This is a genomic window from Alphaproteobacteria bacterium, from assembly GCA_037200005.1.
In the GTDB taxonomy this organism is placed as follows: domain Bacteria; phylum Pseudomonadota; class Alphaproteobacteria; order UBA9219; family RFNS01; genus JBBCGY01.
The window spans coordinates 20128-36915 of record JBBCGY010000002.1; the positions used below are offsets into that span (position 1 = coordinate 20128).

At 59.8% G+C, this 16788-nt stretch carries 14 protein-coding genes and 2 pseudogenes; 7 read left to right on the top strand and 9 right to left on the bottom strand.

Annotation, left to right across the window (positions count from 1 at the left end):
* Positions 1 to 3: 3 nt before the first annotated feature.
* From epmA to WDO70_09680, 5 genes are all read right to left on the bottom strand, one after another.
* Entirely contained in the window at positions 4 to 1041 is a 1038-nt protein-coding gene (gene epmA / locus WDO70_09660) for an EF-P lysine aminoacylase EpmA (protein MEJ0063440.1), read from the bottom strand.
* 53 nt (positions 1042 to 1094) lie between these two features.
* Positions 1095 to 1751: a hypothetical protein gene (locus WDO70_09665; GenBank protein MEJ0063441.1), complete on the bottom strand. Its 657-nt coding sequence runs from the start codon at positions 1749 to 1751 to the stop codon at positions 1095 to 1097.
* A gap of 122 nt (positions 1752 to 1873) precedes the next feature.
* Positions 1874 to 3643, bottom strand: coding sequence for a lytic transglycosylase domain-containing protein (locus WDO70_09670; protein MEJ0063442.1), 1770 nt, complete (start codon positions 3641 to 3643; stop codon positions 1874 to 1876).
* Between the two features lie 265 nt (positions 3644 to 3908).
* Positions 3909 to 4715, bottom strand: coding sequence for a uracil-DNA glycosylase (locus tag WDO70_09675; protein ID MEJ0063443.1), 807 nt, complete (start codon positions 4713 to 4715; stop codon positions 3909 to 3911).
* A 61-nt stretch (positions 4716 to 4776) separates the two neighbouring features.
* Positions 4777 to 5553, bottom strand: a complete 777-nt coding sequence (locus tag WDO70_09680; GenBank protein MEJ0063444.1) for a hypothetical protein — start codon at positions 5551 to 5553, stop codon at positions 4777 to 4779.
* 114 nt (positions 5554 to 5667) lie between these two features.
* On the opposite strand from WDO70_09680, the gene WDO70_09685 reads away from it, so the two are divergent.
* From WDO70_09685 to lpdA, 7 genes and pseudogenes are all read left to right on the top strand, one after another.
* Positions 5668 to 6033 carry a septum formation initiator family protein gene (locus tag WDO70_09685; protein ID MEJ0063445.1) on the top strand — a complete coding sequence of 122 codons (366 nt, stop codon included), beginning with the start codon at positions 5668 to 5670 and terminating at the stop codon, positions 6031 to 6033.
* A gap of 244 nt (positions 6034 to 6277) precedes the next feature.
* The gene (pdhA, locus tag WDO70_09690) at positions 6278 to 7303 is read left to right on the top strand and encodes a pyruvate dehydrogenase (acetyl-transferring) E1 component subunit alpha (protein MEJ0063446.1); all 1026 of its coding nucleotides are present in this window, start codon (positions 6278 to 6280) and stop codon (positions 7301 to 7303) included.
* A gap of 39 nt (positions 7304 to 7342) precedes the next feature.
* Entirely contained in the window at positions 7343 to 7948 is a 606-nt protein-coding gene (locus WDO70_09695; GenBank protein ID MEJ0063447.1) for a hypothetical protein, read from the top strand.
* 21 nt (positions 7949 to 7969) lie between these two features.
* Positions 7970 to 9365, top strand: a pseudogene (locus WDO70_09700) (pyruvate dehydrogenase complex E1 component subunit beta).
* A 36-nt stretch (positions 9366 to 9401) separates the two neighbouring features.
* The gene (locus WDO70_09705) at positions 9402 to 10190 is read left to right on the top strand and encodes a transporter substrate-binding domain-containing protein (protein MEJ0063448.1); all 789 of its coding nucleotides are present in this window, start codon (positions 9402 to 9404) and stop codon (positions 10188 to 10190) included.
* 25 nt (positions 10191 to 10215) lie between these two features.
* Positions 10216 to 11527: pseudogene (locus WDO70_09710) on the top strand (pyruvate dehydrogenase complex dihydrolipoamide acetyltransferase).
* A 4-nt stretch (positions 11528 to 11531) separates the two neighbouring features.
* On the top strand, positions 11532 to 12926 hold the full coding sequence (gene lpdA, locus WDO70_09715) for a dihydrolipoyl dehydrogenase (GenBank protein MEJ0063449.1): 1395 nt from the start codon (positions 11532 to 11534) through the stop codon (positions 12924 to 12926).
* A gap of 15 nt (positions 12927 to 12941) precedes the next feature.
* Here lpdA and WDO70_09720 read toward each other — a convergent pair whose 3' ends face one another.
* From WDO70_09720 to rplU, 4 genes are all read right to left on the bottom strand, one after another.
* The gene (locus WDO70_09720; GenBank protein MEJ0063450.1) at positions 12942 to 14834 is read right to left on the bottom strand and encodes a nucleoside-diphosphate sugar epimerase/dehydratase; all 1893 of its coding nucleotides are present in this window, start codon (positions 14832 to 14834) and stop codon (positions 12942 to 12944) included.
* Between the two features lie 248 nt (positions 14835 to 15082).
* Positions 15083 to 16087, bottom strand: coding sequence for a GTPase ObgE (obgE, locus tag WDO70_09725; GenBank protein ID MEJ0063451.1), 1005 nt, complete (start codon positions 16085 to 16087; stop codon positions 15083 to 15085).
* A gap of 71 nt (positions 16088 to 16158) precedes the next feature.
* Positions 16159 to 16434, bottom strand: a complete 276-nt coding sequence (gene rpmA / locus WDO70_09730) for a 50S ribosomal protein L27 (protein ID MEJ0063452.1) — start codon at positions 16432 to 16434, stop codon at positions 16159 to 16161.
* A gap of 25 nt (positions 16435 to 16459) precedes the next feature.
* Positions 16460 to 16771, bottom strand: coding sequence for a 50S ribosomal protein L21 (rplU, locus tag WDO70_09735; protein ID MEJ0063453.1), 312 nt, complete (start codon positions 16769 to 16771; stop codon positions 16460 to 16462).
* Between the last annotated feature and the right edge of the window lie 17 nt (positions 16772 to 16788).

Consider the following 16788-nt stretch of genomic DNA (forward strand, 5'->3'; position numbering starts at 1 on the left):
AAATCATCCCGCCACCGGCGCCCAAAGCACGTCTTCGATATGTGCCGCGCCGGTGCAGAGCATGATCAAGCGGTCGAATCCTAAAGCGATGCCCGCGGCGGGCGGCATGTGAGCGAGGGCGGCGAGGAAATCCTCGTCGAGCGGGTAACGCTCGCCATAGAGTTTTTCCTTGGCATCCATGTCGGCGGCGAAGCGGCGGCGCTGCTCGTCCGGATCGGTAAGCTCGCCGAAGGCATTGGCGATTTCTACCCCGCACAAGTAAAGCTCGAAGCGTTCCGCGAGGCGCGGCTCTTCGGGCTTGGGGCGGGCCAGCGCCGCCTGGCTCACGGGATAATCGGTCAGAAAAACCGGGCGGTCTTTCCCCAAATGCGGCTCGATGCGTTCGCCGAGAATGCGGAAAAATATATTGTCCCAGTCGTCGTCCGGCGCGGTGCGGATTTCCAGGCGCGCTGCTTCGGCGCGCAATCGTTCGGTATCGCCAGTGTGCGGCGCGGGCATGGTCGCCAGCAGGTCGATGGCGCAATAGCGGCGGAAAGCTTCCGGCAGCGTCAACACTTCCCAATCGGCAAAGGGATCGCAGGATATATCTTGATGGACAAGGGAAGTCTTGCCGCAAACCGTCGCCGCCGCGCGCACCAGAGCGACGCAATCCTCCATTAAGTCGCGGTAACCGGCATGGGCGCGATACCATTCCAGCATCGTGAATTCGGGATGATGCAGCGAGGATCGCTCGTTATTGCGGTAAACCTGTGCCAATTGGTAAAGACGGGGCATCCCGGCGGCCAGGAGCTTCTTCATCGTGAATTCGGGGCTGGTATGCAGATAGAGCGCGCGCGGCGCGCCGCCATGCGGATCGTTAAACGCGGTTTCGAAAGCGTGGAGATGAACCTCCAGCCCCGGCGAGACTTGCAAGGCGGGCGTCGTGACTTCATGAAAGTCTTGCGCGGCGAAATACTGCCTGACCGCTTGCGTTATCTTCTGCCGCGCCGCGAGCGCAGGCATTTTGCGGGCGAAGATTTCAGGGGACCACCAGGGGGGCATGGAGCTTGCGATTGTGGATAGCGAAGATAAAAGTCTATCACATCAAAGCATTTTTAGAACTTTAACTTAAGTCCCATATCGAGCGAGTGCAGATCGACTTTCTGCTGATCGCGCCCGGTGAAAACATTGCTGCCGGACAGGCTGCCGCTATATCCGGCCTTATAGTTGAGCGATAAATCCCAATCCTGACCGAGCTTGTAGGTCACGCCGCTGGTGAGGCGGAACAGGGGCACCGATTCGCCGTCCCCGCTGAGGCCGCTTCTCGACGAAGCTTCATAAACCGCCATGCCCAAGCCGCCGCCGATATAGGGATGCAGCGCAAGTCCGGTGCCGAAATCGAACGAAAAATCGTATTTGCCGTCGATGAGCAGCGCGAAGACCCTTTGGTCGCCTTCCAGTTCGGCCAGCCGGTCGCCGCTTTGCCCGAGGACTCCGAGGCCGGCAAGGCTGTGTCCGGCGCTGGGATCGTTGCCCGAGGCGCGACCGGAAAAGCTGCTGCTGGTCAAGGATAGGCGTTGGGATAAGCCCTGATGCTCGTCTCTGGCGAATAGGGGCTTCTGGTTATTCGTGAATAGGGCCTGGCGCAAGCTGAGCGTCGAATTTCCCGTATCCGCCGCCATTGCTGCGGCCGGAGTCATGATTCCCACGGCAAACGCCAACAGGCTGGCGATAACCGGCGGTACGCCCTTATGCGAGAACATATCAAACATGGCGGCCGTTCCTAACTCCGAGCGCACCAGAATGCACGAAGATGGCTAACGGAAACCTAACCAATGGTTGAGCGGAGATTAAGGCGGCCTGGAAAGTATTAATCGTTGCGATTATACAACAACTATTTGCTGGCAATCTTGAAAGCAGGTTGGGTGAGGGAGGCGGATTCGGTTTCCCGATCCTCGAATTGTTGCGGCGTGGCGAAATAAGGCCATTTTCCAGCCGCGAGGTCGCGCAGCGATCCCTGAGATTGATCCATGCGGGCGCGGTACATCCAATAGCTGGCAAGCACGTTTTCGACATAGTCCCGTGTTTCGTGCACCGGCAAAGTCTCGATGAATGTCAGCGGATCGTCGCCGTGAGTTGCGGCCCGGCGCCAGCGCGCGATATTGCCCGGCCCGCCATTATAAGCCGCGACCATCAACAGCAAATTATTATCGATCCCCGGATGATCGGCCAAATGGCGGATATAGCGCGCGCCAAGCGTTATATTATAATCGGGATCGAACAGATTGACGTTCCTGCCGCGCATGGCGGCATCGGTCATGCCTCCGGCGGTGCGGGGCATGAGCTGCATCAATCCTTGAGCGCCGCGACGGCTGATCGCTTCCGGATCGAAGCCGGATTCATGCCGTGCGACGGCGTAAATAAGGGCATGGTCTTCCGCTTGTTCCGATCGCGGTTGCCAGGGCGGCAAAGGATACAAGGCGCTATCGAACAATTTGCCGTCGGCGGTTTTCAGCGCGCTGCCCAAGGCCAGCGAAAATGCCGGCAGGCCGGCTTCATGCGCGAGGGCGACCAGGGCTTGAGTCAGTTCGCGATTGCCCTTGGTCCGTATGCGCAGGAGTTCCGCCATCGCCAGTTCAGGCTCATTGACCTGGAGCAGTGCCAATCCCCGACGTCCGGCCGGGGCGGCGGCGATGGCTCGCAGGCCGCCGGAGGTGAGGGAGGGCGTTTCCCACGAAAAATCGATGTTTTGTCCCGTTTGGGCCAGCGCCAGCATCCCGTAGAAACTATGCGGATAGGCGGCGGCTTTCGCCAAGGCCTCATGGGCTCCGGCCACGTCGCCCAGGCGCGTCAAGGCACGGGCATGCCAGAAATGACCCGCCGCGCGATCCCAGTCGCCCAGATTTCGATGTTCGGCAAACTGGCTGAAATAAAGGGATGCCTGGGCGGTATCGCGAAGACGCCAGGCGCGCAGGCCGGAAATCCATCCTGCCAGCGGAACGGTTTTGATGGTCGATGCGCTGAGATTCTTGGTTCGGCGATCATCGCCCGCGAAAAAGGCCGTGGCCGCCAGGGCGGCTTCCGCCTGGGCCAGCATTTTAGGGGCTTTATTGTCCTTGCGCGTCCGCTCCAGCAGTTTTTCGGCCTCCGCCAGCTTGCCCCGCCGCAGCAGGCGGTTGAAGGCTTCCGCTTTAGGTTTGTCGGCATCGTCGAGAGTGTCAGAGTCGATGCCTATCTTCAGATCGCTGCCGGTATTCGCCAACGCGCCCTTGGTGAGCGTTTGGGGGGCAGGGGCCATGGGTTCCGAAGCGGCTTGCGGCTTTAATTTCAAAGCGGAAGCGTAAATCCGCCCGGCCTGAGGCAAATCATTATGTTTCGTGAGCCAGACGGCCATGTCCGTATAATTGGGTTTGTTCTGGTTTTGGCGCGACAGATACTTTTCGGCGCGTATATGCCCAGCGAGAAGGGGATCGCGCACCTCTTTGAGCAGGTCTTCGGCCTTGGCGAACTGGCCGTGGCGCACGGCGGCGAAGCTTCGCCGGTAAAGCGCTTCATCATCGTGCGAGAGCACCGTCAAACCGGTCAGATTGCCGTAGCCCGGTTTATCATTGCCGTAAGTTTTGATGATTTGCGCGAAGCGCTGCACAAGCGCGGGCGCAGCCATGTCGCCATCGTTATGCGGCAAATTGAATTGCGTCGACGCAAGAGCAATTCTCTGTGCGCCAAGTTCAGGCCAAATATCGGCGGACGCAACTCGTGTACTCGTTGCCAGTATCAGGCAGATCAGGATTGCGGTCACAAGTCCGACATCAATCCCGAAACGAACCGCGTGGGGGTTAGCTTTGCTCATGACGGCTGGGTAACCGCCAATACTGGGATTGGCAAGCCTGTTCTTGCACCAAAAATAGGTAATTCTTGCGATTATACTGTCAGTTCAGCAAGTTAGACCGAATCAGAAATTTTTTTACTTGCCGAAGGTCATTCCATGCTTGACGTTTCGCCGCGGTCTGACGCAGCAGGTATGCGGGATGGTATATCGGCATAGTCATAATGGTTTGATCGGCCTTGCCTTCGGGACGATATTCCTGCCACCGGCCGCGAATCTTGGTGATTCCGTCCGTAGTCCGCAGCAAGGTCTTGGCCGCAACTCCTCCAAGCAAAATCAATGCCTTGGGGTTGATTATTGAGATATGACGTTCGATAAAAGGCAGGCAAGCCGCCAATTCCGCCTCGGTGGGCGAGCGATTGCCGGGCGGACGCCAGAAAATGACGTTGCTGATATAGAATCGCGTCCGGTCGAGGCCGATATGCCCCATCATCCGGTCGAGCAGCTTGCCGCTGACCCCAACGAAGGGTTTGCCCTGCCGGTCTTCGTCTTCGCCCGGCGCTTCGCCGATCAGCATGACGGAGGACTCAGGATTGCCGTCGGCAAACACAAGATTGGTCGCCGTTCGCTTGAGCGCGCAGCCGTCGAAAGCGGCAAGTTCTTCTTTAAGAGCTTCCAATGTCGTCGCCTGCACCCGGCTTGGGATCAGTGTCGGGGGCGGAGAAGCGGAGGATTGCCGCATTTGGGGCGGCTGCGCGGGCGGTGCCAATATAGGGGATACCGGCGCGCCTAATGAGCGCGGCGGCGCGGCCGTCCAATGCTGAAGCCCCGGCTGAAGCGCTATGGCTTCGTCGGCGCCAGCTTCAAGCTGCCACTGCAGCGCGTCGAGGGTGGAGAGTTCCTGGGTCATGCTTCCGACTATAAATGACCGATTATATAATCTCTATCATTGAGATCAGTATGGGGGCTTTTCAGCCTTTCGTCGGCTTCTGCGAGGATATAACGCGTAAATGCCGCACGGGTTTCTGCGGCTGCTTGGGGGCTGAGAAAGGCTGGCTAGGCGGTGGCGCGAAGAGAGGCAAAGGCTTTTGACCCGGAAGCATGGGGCCGGTATCGGGAACAAGCGTAATCAGCGCCTCGTTTGTCCGAGGATCGCGCAGCACCAGTCTGTCAGGAGATTCTTCGATAACGGCGCGGCGTATCGCTGCGTGGGTCGCGGCATCATCAAAGCGTTCCCGGTGCTTGTCATGCTCGCTTATTACGCTGCTAGCGGGCGTGGCATCCTTCTGATTAATGAGCCGCTCCTTGGGCGTGCATTCGCGGAAGAAGCCCTTGTTCGATTTTGGGAGCTTTAATCCCATATTGGTCAACGGATCGCATGCATGCGTGACGATAGCATCGCGGAAGACATGGTCCCAGCCTGCGTTCAACGGCGGGATAGGGTCGCTGTAGATTGAATTATCAGAAACGCAGGCATTCTTGCCTTTGCTCGAATCCGGTTTTTTAGCTTTTTTAAGCCGCAGCGTTTTCACTCCTATGCCTACCGCGACCAGGGCAGGCAACAGCGCGGCAATGATGTTTCCGGTGGAGGCGGGCGGCAGCGCTACCGAGTGCACGATTTTTATATTCTTTTCTTGTCTAACTATCGAGGGCGCGGTCGCTTTTTTCTCAGCCCACGCTGCGCCGGAGGCTAAAAGCAGCGTCGCGGCGGCGCCAAAGGCAACCAATACATTTTTTGCCGAAGTCATCGCTTTCTCCGTTCCGTCATGATTATTTATATCATGAGGTTGGCGAAAGTAAAAATAACGGGACTTCCGCCGGCAATAATCGCGCTCTATTATGGTTAAGAATGCGAGGTCGGCTTGATTCGTTCCTGGTTCGATAAGAATGCCCGCAGCTTGGCCGTATCCTTGGTCATGGCCATGCTGTTCGTTTACTTCCTGTACGTGACGGTTCAGGGAGATCGGGGGATTATCGCCATGCTCCGGCTGCGAAACGAGCAGCACAACGCGGAGGAAAATCTGGCTCAGACGCGAAAAGAGCGCACGGCGCTCGAAGCGCGGGTCAAGCATTTGCGCCCGGACAGCATCGATGCCGACCTTTTAGACGAAGAAGCCCGGCGGCAATTGAATATGGCCAAGCCGAATGATTTGGTTGTTATCCCCCTCGCAGTTCAAGAGTCGGCAGGCCGCGCCCAGAAGCCTCCGCCAGCAAAGGCCGTGCCGTAAAGCCGCCTGCCGGCTCTTGAGTTGCGAGAATCGTAAATATCCTCGCGCCGCAGCAAGCAACGCCCAAGAATTCTGCTGTATTGCAGCGCAGCAAATAAGAATGTTTAGTGCATTTGAAACCTTGAACATCTATACTGCATAAAATTATTGTACGAAATTATTTAACCTGCAGCGCGTGTCGCTTGAAAAAATTTTGCTGGCGTTCTATTGACGTGACGCGGCCAGCAAGGGTTCAGATGCGGCCATGACGGAGAATATTGATATGCAGATAAGCAAGCCGCAGAGCAGCCTTAAGGTTGTCGATAACCATGCGCCCGCATACGCGGCAGAGCTTACCCGCCACTTCCGTGAAATGCTTCTCATCCGCCGCTTTGAAGAAAAGGCCGGCCAGCTTTACGGCATGGGATTGATCGGCGGCTTCTGCCATCTCTATATCGGGCAGGAAGCGGTCGTCGTCGGACTGCAGGCGGCGCAGCTTCCCCAAGACAGTGTCGTCACCGCCTATCGCGATCACGGCCATATGCTGGCGGCGGGCATGGACCCCAAGGGCGTCATGGCGGAACTCACCGGACGCATCGGCGGCTATTCGCGCGGCAAGGGCGGCTCGATGCATATGTTCAGCCGCGAGAAGAATTTCTTCGGCGGCCACGGCATCGTCGGCGCGCAGGTGCCGATCGGCACCGGCTTGGCATTCGCGCATAAATTCAAGCAGGATAACGGCGTGTGCCTTACTTATATGGGCGACGGCGCGGCCAATCAGGGGCAGGTTTACGAAAGCTTCAACATGGCTTCGCTGTGGAAGCTTCCGGTGCTCTACGTCATCGAAAATAACAAATACGGCATGGGCACGAGCCAGGCTCGTCACGCGGCCGGCGAATTATGGCGTCGCGGCGAAGGCTTCGGCATTCCCGGCGTCAAGATCGACGGCATGGATGTCGTCAAGGTGCGCGCCGCCGCCGAGGAAGCGGTGGAATATGTCCGCTCCGGGCGCGGGCCGATGCTGTTGGAAATGATCACCTACCGCTATCGCGGCCATTCGATGTCCGATCCCGCCAAATATCGCAGCAAGGAAGAAGTCGAGCAGATGCGCGAGCAGAACGACCCCATCGAAAACCTGCGCAAGATTTTGCTCACCGAGCACATGGCTACCGAAGAAGATTTGAAAGCGATGGAGCGCGAGATCAAGCAAATCGTGGCCGAGGCCGCCGAGTTCGCGCAAAGCAGCCCGGAGCCCGATCCGGAAGAATTATGGACGGATGTTCTTAAATAAAACGCTTTGTTGGCGTCTTCATAAGTGACGCAGGGGAATATGACGGAACAAACGAGCACGATCGAACGCCTTATGCAGGCGACCAAAACAGAAGTTTGCGCGGCTATTCAGCAATACGCTGCGCCGGGCCAGGAAAATTATCCCCTTCTTGCGGTGGCAACGTCCCGCGCTTTGGATTTATACAAAAGGAACAAGAAGGGCGCGACCGGAGCATTTGTTCAATCTCTTTGCACGGCGGCGCGCGGCCTTGCGAAATCCGGCGAATCCACGATTTTGGCCGGGGCCGCCATTCAGCAAGCCGTTGTCATTGCCCATCATGCGGTGAAAAACATCAGGCATGAGCTTTTCGCCGACTATGCGTTTCAGGTCCGGGGCCATGCCCTGGAAGCGCTGGTCGATGTCGCGGCGGCTTTCCCTCCGGCCAGCGTGCAGCGGGTTCATTTGATTGCCGATTGGGGAGGTAAATATTTCGATATTTGCTCGGAGGCTGCCGAACGCGCCGCTCCTCTGATGCTCGCAAGCGCGCTGTCCAGCGATCTGGACATGAAATGGCGGCACATGGCCGTGCAACATGCGAGAGCTTATGGCAACGGCCCCGTCAGGCGCGAAGCTTATGAAGTTCACCTTCCGGCGCCTGCGCCGTAATATCTTGGAATAGGAACGACCATGCCCATCGAAATCCTTATGCCTGCCCTATCGCCGACGATGACGGAGGGCAAGCTCGCGCGCTGGCTCAAGAAAGAAGGCGATATCGTCAAGGCCGGTCAGGTTCTCGCCGAGATCGAAACCGACAAGGCGACGATGGAAGTCGAAGCGGTCGATGAAGGCACGCTCGGCAAAATCTTGATTCCCGAAGGAACGGAAGGCGTGAAGGTCAATACGCCGATCGCCCTGCTGGAAGGCGAAGATAGCGCCGCGGCTCCGGCCGCCCCGGCTTTTTTCTCAAAAGCCCGCCGCCGCCGCGCCCAAGATAGAGCCGAAGGCGCCCCCCACTGCCAATGTCGTGCCGCTGATGCCGGTAGCGGCCACTGTTGCGCCCATGGCGATGCAGCCGGAAAAGACCCACGAGAAATATATCAAGCAAACCGTCCGCGAAGCCTTGCGCGATGCCATGGCCGAGGAAATGCGCCGCGACGAAAACGTATTCCTGATGGGCGAGGAAGTCGCGGAGTATCAGGGCGCCTATAAGATCAGCCAGGGCTTGCTGCAGGAATTCGGCGCCAAGCGCGTGGTCGATACGCCGATCACCGAAATGGGCTTCGCCGGCCTGGGCGTCGGCGCGGCCTTCGGCGGCCTGCGCCCGATCATCGAATTCATGACGATGAATTTCGCCATGCAGGCCATCGACCAGATCATCAACTCCGCCGCCAAGACGCTGTATATGTCCGGCGGGCTGATGGGCTGCCCCATCGTGTTCCGCGGCCCGAACGGCGCGGCATCGCGCGTCGCGGCGCAGCACTCGCAATGCTATGCGAGCTGGTATGCGCATATACCGGGCCTGAAAGTCGTCTCGCCTTACGACGCCGAGGACGCGAAGGGCCTGATGAAATCGGCGATCCGCGACAATAATCCCGTCATTTTCCTCGAGCATGAATTGATGTACGGCACGAGCTTCGACGTGCCGGACGAGCCGGATTTCACCATTCCCATCGGCAAGGCGAAAGTCATGCGCGAGGGCAGCGACGTGACCATCGTGTCGTTCTCGCGCCCCGTGGGCTACGCGCTGGCGGCGGCGGAACAGCTTGCGGCGGAAGGCATCCAGGCCGAAGTCATCAATCTTCGCAGTTTGCGCCCGCTCGATACCGAGACCGTGGTGGCCAGCGTGAAGAAGACCAACCGCCTGCTTTCCGTCGAGGAAGGCTGGCCGGTCGCGGGCATGGGTTCGGAAATCGCCGCGCTGATGATGGAGCATGCGTTCGATTATCTCGATGCGCCGGTCATGCGCGTCCATGCCGCCGACGTGCCGCTGCCCTACGCCGCCAATCTGGAGCGCCTCGCCCTGCCGCAGGTGGAGAACATCGTCGCGGCCGTGCGCCAGCTTTGCCTCAAGCGGGCGGCATAAATCAGCCGCTGTCCGCTCATCCACGTAAGGAATAAGATGCTCAAAGCCTTGCTCGCTCTCGCGCTTATTCTCGCTATGCCCTTTTCTGCTCATGCTGAAGACAAGGCGTTCGAGCGCATCAATAAGAACCAGGAAATCAACTGCGGCGTTTATGTTCTCGGGACTATTTTTTCCTACGATGCCTCCGGCCAGCCGCAAGGATTCACCGTCGATCTTTTCAAGGAAGTGTCCGAGCGCACCGGCCTGAAGGTCAGATACACCGAGATTTCGAGCTTCGCGACCTTGCTGCAGGATTTGAATGGCGGCAAATACGACATGACCTGCGCGCCGCTGCTGCTGCTGCCGTCGACGGCCATGAAATATCTGCCGGGCTACTTCATCGGCTCCGACGAAATCAATATCTACGCGGACGGAGAGAAGGATATTTCGGGCATAAAAACACTCGCCGACTTGAATGACCCGAAATACACCTTCGTTGGCATGGATGGCGAGCTTGGCGGCATTTATGTGCCGAAAATGTTTCCCAAGGCGAAACTCAACCTGCTGGCCATGGGGCTGTCCGTGAGCAATATGTTCCTGGAACTGCGCGGCAAGAAGGCGGATTTCGTCGTTCTGTCGCGCATTGCCGCCAATGCTTATCTCAAAGACAATCCCGGCCAGTTGAAAAAGGCCGGCGACGGCTCGATCCTGAAAGTATCGGTACGCGTGTTTTACCCGCCCGAAAGCTATAAGTTGAAAGCCAACATCGATGCGATTATAGATGAAATCCAGCGCGACGGAACGATGGACAAGCTTCTGAAGAAGCACGGCCTGAATTTCGATTAGCATACAGTCACACAGGAATACCCTTATGCCCATCAATATCCTCATGCCCGCTTTGTCGCCAACGATGACCGAGGGGAATCTCGCCCGCTGGCTCAAGAAGGAAGGCGACACGGTCAAGGCCGGTCAGGTGCTGGCCGAGATCGAAACCGACAAGGCGACGATGGAGGTCGAGGCCGTCGATGAAGGCATTCTCGCGAAAATTCTGGTTCCCGCCGGAGCGCAAGGCATCGCCGTCAACGCGCCCATCGCCATATTGGCCGAAGAAGGGGAGAGCATCGAAGCCGCGACGGGAGGCGGCGCTGCCCCCACTGCCGCCCGAGCCGCTCCGCCGAAAGCCGAAACCAAACCGCAGGAGGCCCCAGCCATGCCCGCAACGTCCGCTCAATCATCGCCATCGGTTTCTCACGATGGCGGACGCATTTTCGCCAGTCCGCTCGCGCGCCGCGTGGCGGAACAATCCGGCGTCGATCTGAAAGCCGTCGCCGGTTCCGGTCCGGGCGGCAGGATCGTCAAGGCCGATGTCGAGGGCGGCGACGGCAGGCGGCGCGAAGCCCGCCGCCAAAGCCGCGCCCGCTCCGGCGAAATCCGCCGCGCCCGCGTCCGGCGGCGCGATGCCTGCCGGGGTCGATGCCCGCGATCTCGCGGACAAGCTCGGCATGGAGTATGATCTCATTCCCAACAACGGCGTCCGCAAGGTCATCGCGCGCCGCCTGATGGAATCGAAGCTGACGGTTCCGCATTTCTATCTGACCGTCGATTGCGCCATCGACGACCTGCTCGACCTGCGCAAGAAGACCAACGGCGTCGAGGGCGTAAAAATTTCGGTCAATGATTTTGTCATCCGCGCCGTTGCGCTGGCGATGCGCAAGGTTCCGACGACCAACGTGTCCTGGAGCGACGAGGCGATCCTGCAATATAAGAATGTCGATGTGTCTGTTGCCGTGGCCACGCCGAACGGCCTGATCACGCCGATCATCAAGCAAGCCGACAAGAAAACCGTCGCCGTCATTTCAACGGAGATGAAAGACCTCGCCGCGCGCGCCCGCGACGGCAAGCTGCGGCCTGAAGAATTCCAGGGCGGCGGCTTCTCGATCTCCAATCTCGGCATGTTCGGCGTCAAGGATTTCGCCGCGATCATCAATCCGCCGCAGGGCTGTATTCTCGCAGTCGGCGCGGGCGAGCAACGCGCCGTCGTAAAGGACGGCCAGCTTGCCGTGGCGACGATCATGTCCTGCACGCTCTCGGTCGATCACCGCGCGGTGGACGGCGCGGTCGGCGCGGAATTCCTGCAGGCCTTCAAGGGCCTGATCGAGCAACCTTACAGCCTCGTGGTATAAATTCATGACTCAATCCGACCTCATCATCATCGGCGGCGGGCCGGGCGGCTATGTCGCGGCCATTCGCGCGGCGCAGCTCGGCATGAAAGTGACGCTGGTGGAAAAGGCGCAGCTTGGCGGCATCTGCCTGAACTGGGGCTGCATTCCGACCAAGGCGCTGTTGCGCTCGTCGGAGATCGCCACGCTGCTGAAACATGCCGATGCTTATGGCTTCACGATCAAGGAGCATAGCTTCGACATCAAGAAAATCGTCGACCGCTCGCGCAAGGTCGCGGCGCAACTTTCCGGCGGCATCAAGCATCTGATGAAAAAGAACAAGGTCGAAGTGATCGAAGGTCACGCCAAACTATTGGGCAAAGGCCAGATCGAGGTCACGAAAGACGACCAGAAAACCGTCACGATTGCTGCCAAGAACATCATCCTCGCTACCGGCGCGCGGGCGCGGGTGCTGCCGGGGCTGGAGCCTGACGGGCAATTGATCTGGACGTATCGCGAGGCCATGGTGCCGCCCGCGATGCCGAAATCGCTGCTGGTCGTCGGATCGGGCGCCATCGGCATCGAATTCGCCAGCTTCTATCGCGCGCTCGGCGCGGAGGTCACGGTGGTCGAGGTCATGGATCGCGTGCTGCCGGTCGAGGACGAGGAAATCTCCGCCTTCGCCCGCAAGAGCTTCGAGAAGCAGGGCATGAAGATTCTCACCGGCGCGACGGTCAAGAAGCTGGAGCGGGGAGGGGACAATGTCACCGCCACCATCGAGCAGGGCGGCAAGGCGCAGCAGCTCACGGTCGACCGCGTCATCATGGCCATCGGCATCACGGGTAACACGGAAAATATGGGCCTTGAGAATACCAAGGTCAAAGTGGATCGCGGCCATATCGTGATCGACGAATGGTGCGCGACCGGCGAGCCCGGAATCTATGCCATCGGCGATGTCGCGGGGCCGCCATGGCTCGCGCACAAGGCCAGCCATGAGGGCGTCGTCTGCGTCGAGAAGATCGCGGGCGTGAAGGGCGTGCATCCGCTCGATGCCGGAAACATTCCCGGCTGCACCTATTGCACGCCGCAGGTTGCCAGCGTCGGCCTCACCGAAGCCAAGGCCAAAGCCGCCGGGCATGAGGTCAAAGTCGGGCGCTTCAACTTCATCGGCAACGGCAAGGCGATTGCGATGGGCGAGCCGGAAGGCATGGTCAAGACGATCTTCGACGCCAAGACCGGCGCGCTGCTCGGCGCGCATATGATCGGCCCGGAAGTCACCGAGATGATCCAGGGCTACACCATCGCCCGCACGCTCGAAACCACCGAGGCGGAATTGATGCACACCGTCTTCCCGCATCCGACGATTTCAGAAACGATGCATGAAGCGGTTTTGGATGCGTATGGCAAGGTCGTGCATATGTAGAATGTGAGGAGGGGGCTACCCCGCCTTGCGCTCCGCGCCGTCGCCTGAAAATTCAGGAACCAGGCGCGTGATGAACTGGCGCAGCGCCGCGGCGTCCGCGCCCGCGCTGGCGGAACGGAGCAAGTCTTCGAGATCGCGCCGGAACTGCGCCGCATCCCGCGCGGGATTGAGCAGGATATTCACGCCGTCCGCCGTCGTGGCGCGCAGATTTTCCTGACCGCCGATAAGCTCCTCATGCATTTTCTCGCCGGGGCGCAGGCCGGTATAGGTGATCTTCACGTCTTCGTCGGGGCGCAATCCGGCGAGGCGGATCATCTGCCGCGCGAGATCGACGATCTTCACCGGCGTGCCCATATCCAGCACCAGAATGTGGCCGCGTTCCTCTTGCGGCTGCACGGCAAAGGCCGAAGCCTGCAAGACCAGCTCTACCGCCTCGCGCACGGTCATGAAGTAGCGCGTCATGTCGGGATGCGTGACGGTCAGCGGGCCGCCTTTCGCCAGCTGCGCGCGGAAACGCGGCACGACCGAGCCGGTCGATCCCAGCACATTGCCGAACCGCACCGCGAGGCAGCGGGTCTTGCCGCCGCTCAGATCGAGGCTTTGCGTATAGAGCTCGGCGACGCGCTTGGTCGCGCCCATCACGCTGGTGGGATTGACGGCCTTGTCGGTCGAGATCAGCACGGCGGCAAGCGCGCCGGACTCGGCGGCGCTGTCGGCCACCATCTTGGTGCCGAGCACATTGGTCAAAACGGTTTCGCGCACATTGTCTTCCGCGATCGGCACATGCTTGAGCGCGGCGGCATGGAACACCAGTTCCGGCCTGTCCTTGGCGAAAATATCGCGCAGGCGCGTCTGGTCGCGCACGTCGCCGAGATGGCAGCGCAGATTGAGCGCGGGAAATTTTTCGCGCAGTTCCATCTCGATGGTATAGAGGTTGAACTCGCTCAGTTCGACGATGCCGAGTTGCGCGGGATTGAGCGCGGCGATCTGGCGGCAAAGCTCGCCGCCGATGGTGCCGCCGCCTCCCGTGACCAGCACGCGCTTTCCGGCGATCAGCGACGCGATGGCTTCGCGCTCCAGCACGGTTTCGGCGCGTCCCAGCAAATCCTCGATGGCGATGGGATGCTCGGTCGCGGCGGCGGCTTCGGCGGCTTGCAGGTTGGTCAGGCGCGGCACGCTCGATAACTGCAATCCATGTTGCGCGGCCATCTCCAGCAGCGTATCGCCCTGTCCCGCGGGCGGGCAGGTGAGAATGAGCCGCGCCGGAGCTTGCCCCTTGGCGCGCATCTGCGTCATGATCGCGGGCAGCTGCTCGAGCGCGCCCAGCACTTTGACGCCGTGAATCTCGCGCCCGACGCGCTTGGCGTTCTCGGCGATCACGCCCGTTACGCGATAGGGCGCGTGGGGATTGGAGGCTAGCGCGCGGATGAACAAATCCGCGCCGTCGCCCGCGCCGTAGAGCAAGACCGGGCTTTGTCCCGCGCCCGCCTTCGACCATAATGACGACAGCCGCCCTTCGCGGATCAGCCGGTAGCCGAGCCGCGATCCGCACAGCATCGCGGTCAGGATCAGCCAAACGATCACCGGCGTGGTGCGAGGCACGTCGGCAAGGCGCGTCGTCAGAAACGATACCGGCAGGAAAATCAGCACCGCGAGCGTCACCGCGCGCAGGATCGCGCCGAGATCGCGCACCGAGCTATAGGCCCAGATGCCGCGATAAAGCCCCGACAGCATGAAGACGATGCCGCAAACCGCCGCGAACAGCAGCGTATTGCCGAAGATATGCTCGGCGGGAACTTCGCCGATATGCTCGCCGTGACGCAGCGCCATGCCGAGCAGAAAAGCCAGCGCCGCCGCCGTCAGATCGTGCCCGAAGGCCAGCAGGGTTTTGAGCCGTTGATTGTGCATCCATGGTGAGTACCAAGCTTGAGGCCATGTTGACAAGGATTTCGGGCGCATGGTGCGGCGTGCCGGGACAATCCCCAAAAATCGCGACTCTTACCTCCGGTTTTGAAATAAAGATTTTTGCCGCATTCGGGCCATGAAAAAACCCGCCGGGATGGTCTCCGGGCGGGTTTTGGGCGCAAGGCCCCTGGGATCGTCAAATACAGGAATATGGCGAAAAAGTCAAGGGAAATTTCCCAATGTGAAGGGTTTCATTTCTTCTTTTCGATTTTCTTCCACAGCGTTTGCAGCGTTTCCTTGACGTTCGTGCCAGCCACGGCGGAAATCGTCAGGACCGGCTTTTTGGTGACCTTGGCGAGTTCCTTGAGTTTCGCCTTGATGTCTTTCGGCGTCAGCGCGTCGCATTTGTTCAGTGCAATGATTTCCGGCTTGCGCGCCAGGCCATGCCCGTACGCTTTCAGCTCGTTGCGGATGGTCTTGTAATCGGCGGCGACATTTTCGCCGGTGGCGTCGATCAGATGCAGCATAACGCGCGTGCGCTCGACATGGCCGAGAAACCGGTCGCCGAGTCCATGTCCTTCATGCGCGCCTTCGATCAGCCCGGGAATGTCCGCGAGAACGAATTCGACCGGCTGCCGCGCCGTGCCGTAACGCACCACGCCGAGATTGGGCGTGAGCGTGGTGAAAGGGTAATCGGCGATCTTCGGCTTGGCGGCGGTCGTCGCGGCGAGGAAGGTCGATTTTCCGGCATTGGGCAGACCGATCAGCCCGGCGTCGGCGATCAGCTTCAGGCGCAGCCATATGTCGCATTCGACGCCCGGCCAGCCGGGAGAATGCTTGCGCGGCGCCTGGTTGGTCGAGCTTTTGTAATGCGCGTTGCCGAAACCGCCGTCGCCGCCCCGGAACAGCACGATGCGCTGCCCCGGCTCTGTCAGGTCGGCCAGCAGCGTTTCATTGTCCTCGGCCAGCACCTGCGTGCCCAGCGGCACGCGCAGCACGGCATCCTTGCCGTCGGCTCCGGTGCAATCGCTGCCCATGCCCGCGCGGCCTTTTTCGGCGATGAAATGCTGGCGGTAGCGGTAATCGATCAGGGTATTGAGGCCGTCCGCCGCCTCGACGATCACGTCGCCGCCGCGTCCGCCATTGCCGCCGTTGGGGCCGCCCTTGTCGATGAATTTTTCGCGCCGGAAAGCGACGCAGCCGGCCCCGCCATGGCCGCTGGCGACATGAATGCGCGCTTGATCGAGGAATTTCATTGTATCGTATCCTGCAAATAAAAACGGGGATCGTTCGATCCCCGCTTTATTCATTCGCCGAATTAACGGAACTATTCAGCCGCGTCAGCCTGCTCGGCCTGTTCGATCGAAACGTAAGTGCGGCCTCCGACGATGGTGCGGAATTTCACTTTGCCGGGAACTTCCGCGAAGAGCGTATGATCGCGTCCGATGCCGACATGCCGTCCCGGATGGAACTTGGTGCCGCGCTGACGCACGATGATCGCGCCGCCCTTGGCTTCCTGGCCGCCGAATAATTTGACGCCGAGGCGTTTTCCCGCGGAATCGCGGCCGTTGCGCGAACTGCCGCCTGCTTTTTTATGAGCCATAGTCGTTCTCCAGAGTTTTTAGGTCTTAGGCGGCAATCGCCGTGATGCGGATGACCGTGTAATCCTGCCGGTGCGTGTTCTTGCGGCGATAATTCTGGCGGCGCTTCTTCTTGAAGACGATGACCTTGGCGCTGCGCTCATGGCCGAGGATTTCGGCTTCTACCGTAGCACCGGCCAGGAAGGGCGCGCCGAACTTGGAGCTTGCGCCGTCGCCGACCATCAGCACTTCTGCCAATTGGATCTTGACTCCCGCTTCTCCAGCCAGCTTTTCCACCTGGATCACATCGCCTTGGGCAACCTTGTATTGCTTGCCGCCTGTTTTAATGACCGCGAACATTTCTAACACCTTGAATT

Coding starts and splice junctions, on each gene's coding strand:
- WDO70_09670 (MEJ0063442.1), bottom strand. CDS start 3,643: ATGGCTGCGCCCGCGCTTGTGCAGCGCTTCGCGCAAATCATCAAAACT.
- obgE (MEJ0063451.1), bottom strand. CDS start 16,087: ATGAAATTCCTCGATCAAGCGCGCATTCATGTCGCCAGCGGCCATGGC.
- lpdA (MEJ0063449.1), top strand. CDS start 11,532: ATGACTCAATCCGACCTCATCATCATCGGCGGCGGGCCGGGCGGCTAT.
- WDO70_09680 (MEJ0063444.1), bottom strand. CDS start 5,553: ATGACTTCGGCAAAAAATGTATTGGTTGCCTTTGGCGCCGCCGCGACG.
- WDO70_09665 (MEJ0063441.1), bottom strand. CDS start 1,751: ATGTTTGATATGTTCTCGCATAAGGGCGTACCGCCGGTTATCGCCAGC.
- WDO70_09675 (MEJ0063443.1), bottom strand. CDS start 4,715: ATGACCCAGGAACTCTCCACCCTCGACGCGCTGCAGTGGCAGCTTGAA.
- rplU (MEJ0063453.1), bottom strand. CDS start 16,771: ATGTTCGCGGTCATTAAAACAGGCGGCAAGCAATACAAGGTTGCCCAA.
- WDO70_09705 (MEJ0063448.1), top strand. CDS start 9,402: ATGCTCAAAGCCTTGCTCGCTCTCGCGCTTATTCTCGCTATGCCCTTT.
- WDO70_09695 (MEJ0063447.1), top strand. CDS start 7,343: ATGACGGAACAAACGAGCACGATCGAACGCCTTATGCAGGCGACCAAA.
- rpmA (MEJ0063452.1), bottom strand. CDS start 16,434: ATGGCTCATAAAAAAGCAGGCGGCAGTTCGCGCAACGGCCGCGATTCC.
- WDO70_09720 (MEJ0063450.1), bottom strand. CDS start 14,834: ATGCACAATCAACGGCTCAAAACCCTGCTGGCCTTCGGGCACGATCTG.
- pdhA (MEJ0063446.1), top strand. CDS start 6,278: ATGACGGAGAATATTGATATGCAGATAAGCAAGCCGCAGAGCAGCCTT.
- epmA (MEJ0063440.1), bottom strand. CDS start 1,041: ATGCCCCCCTGGTGGTCCCCTGAAATCTTCGCCCGCAAAATGCCTGCG.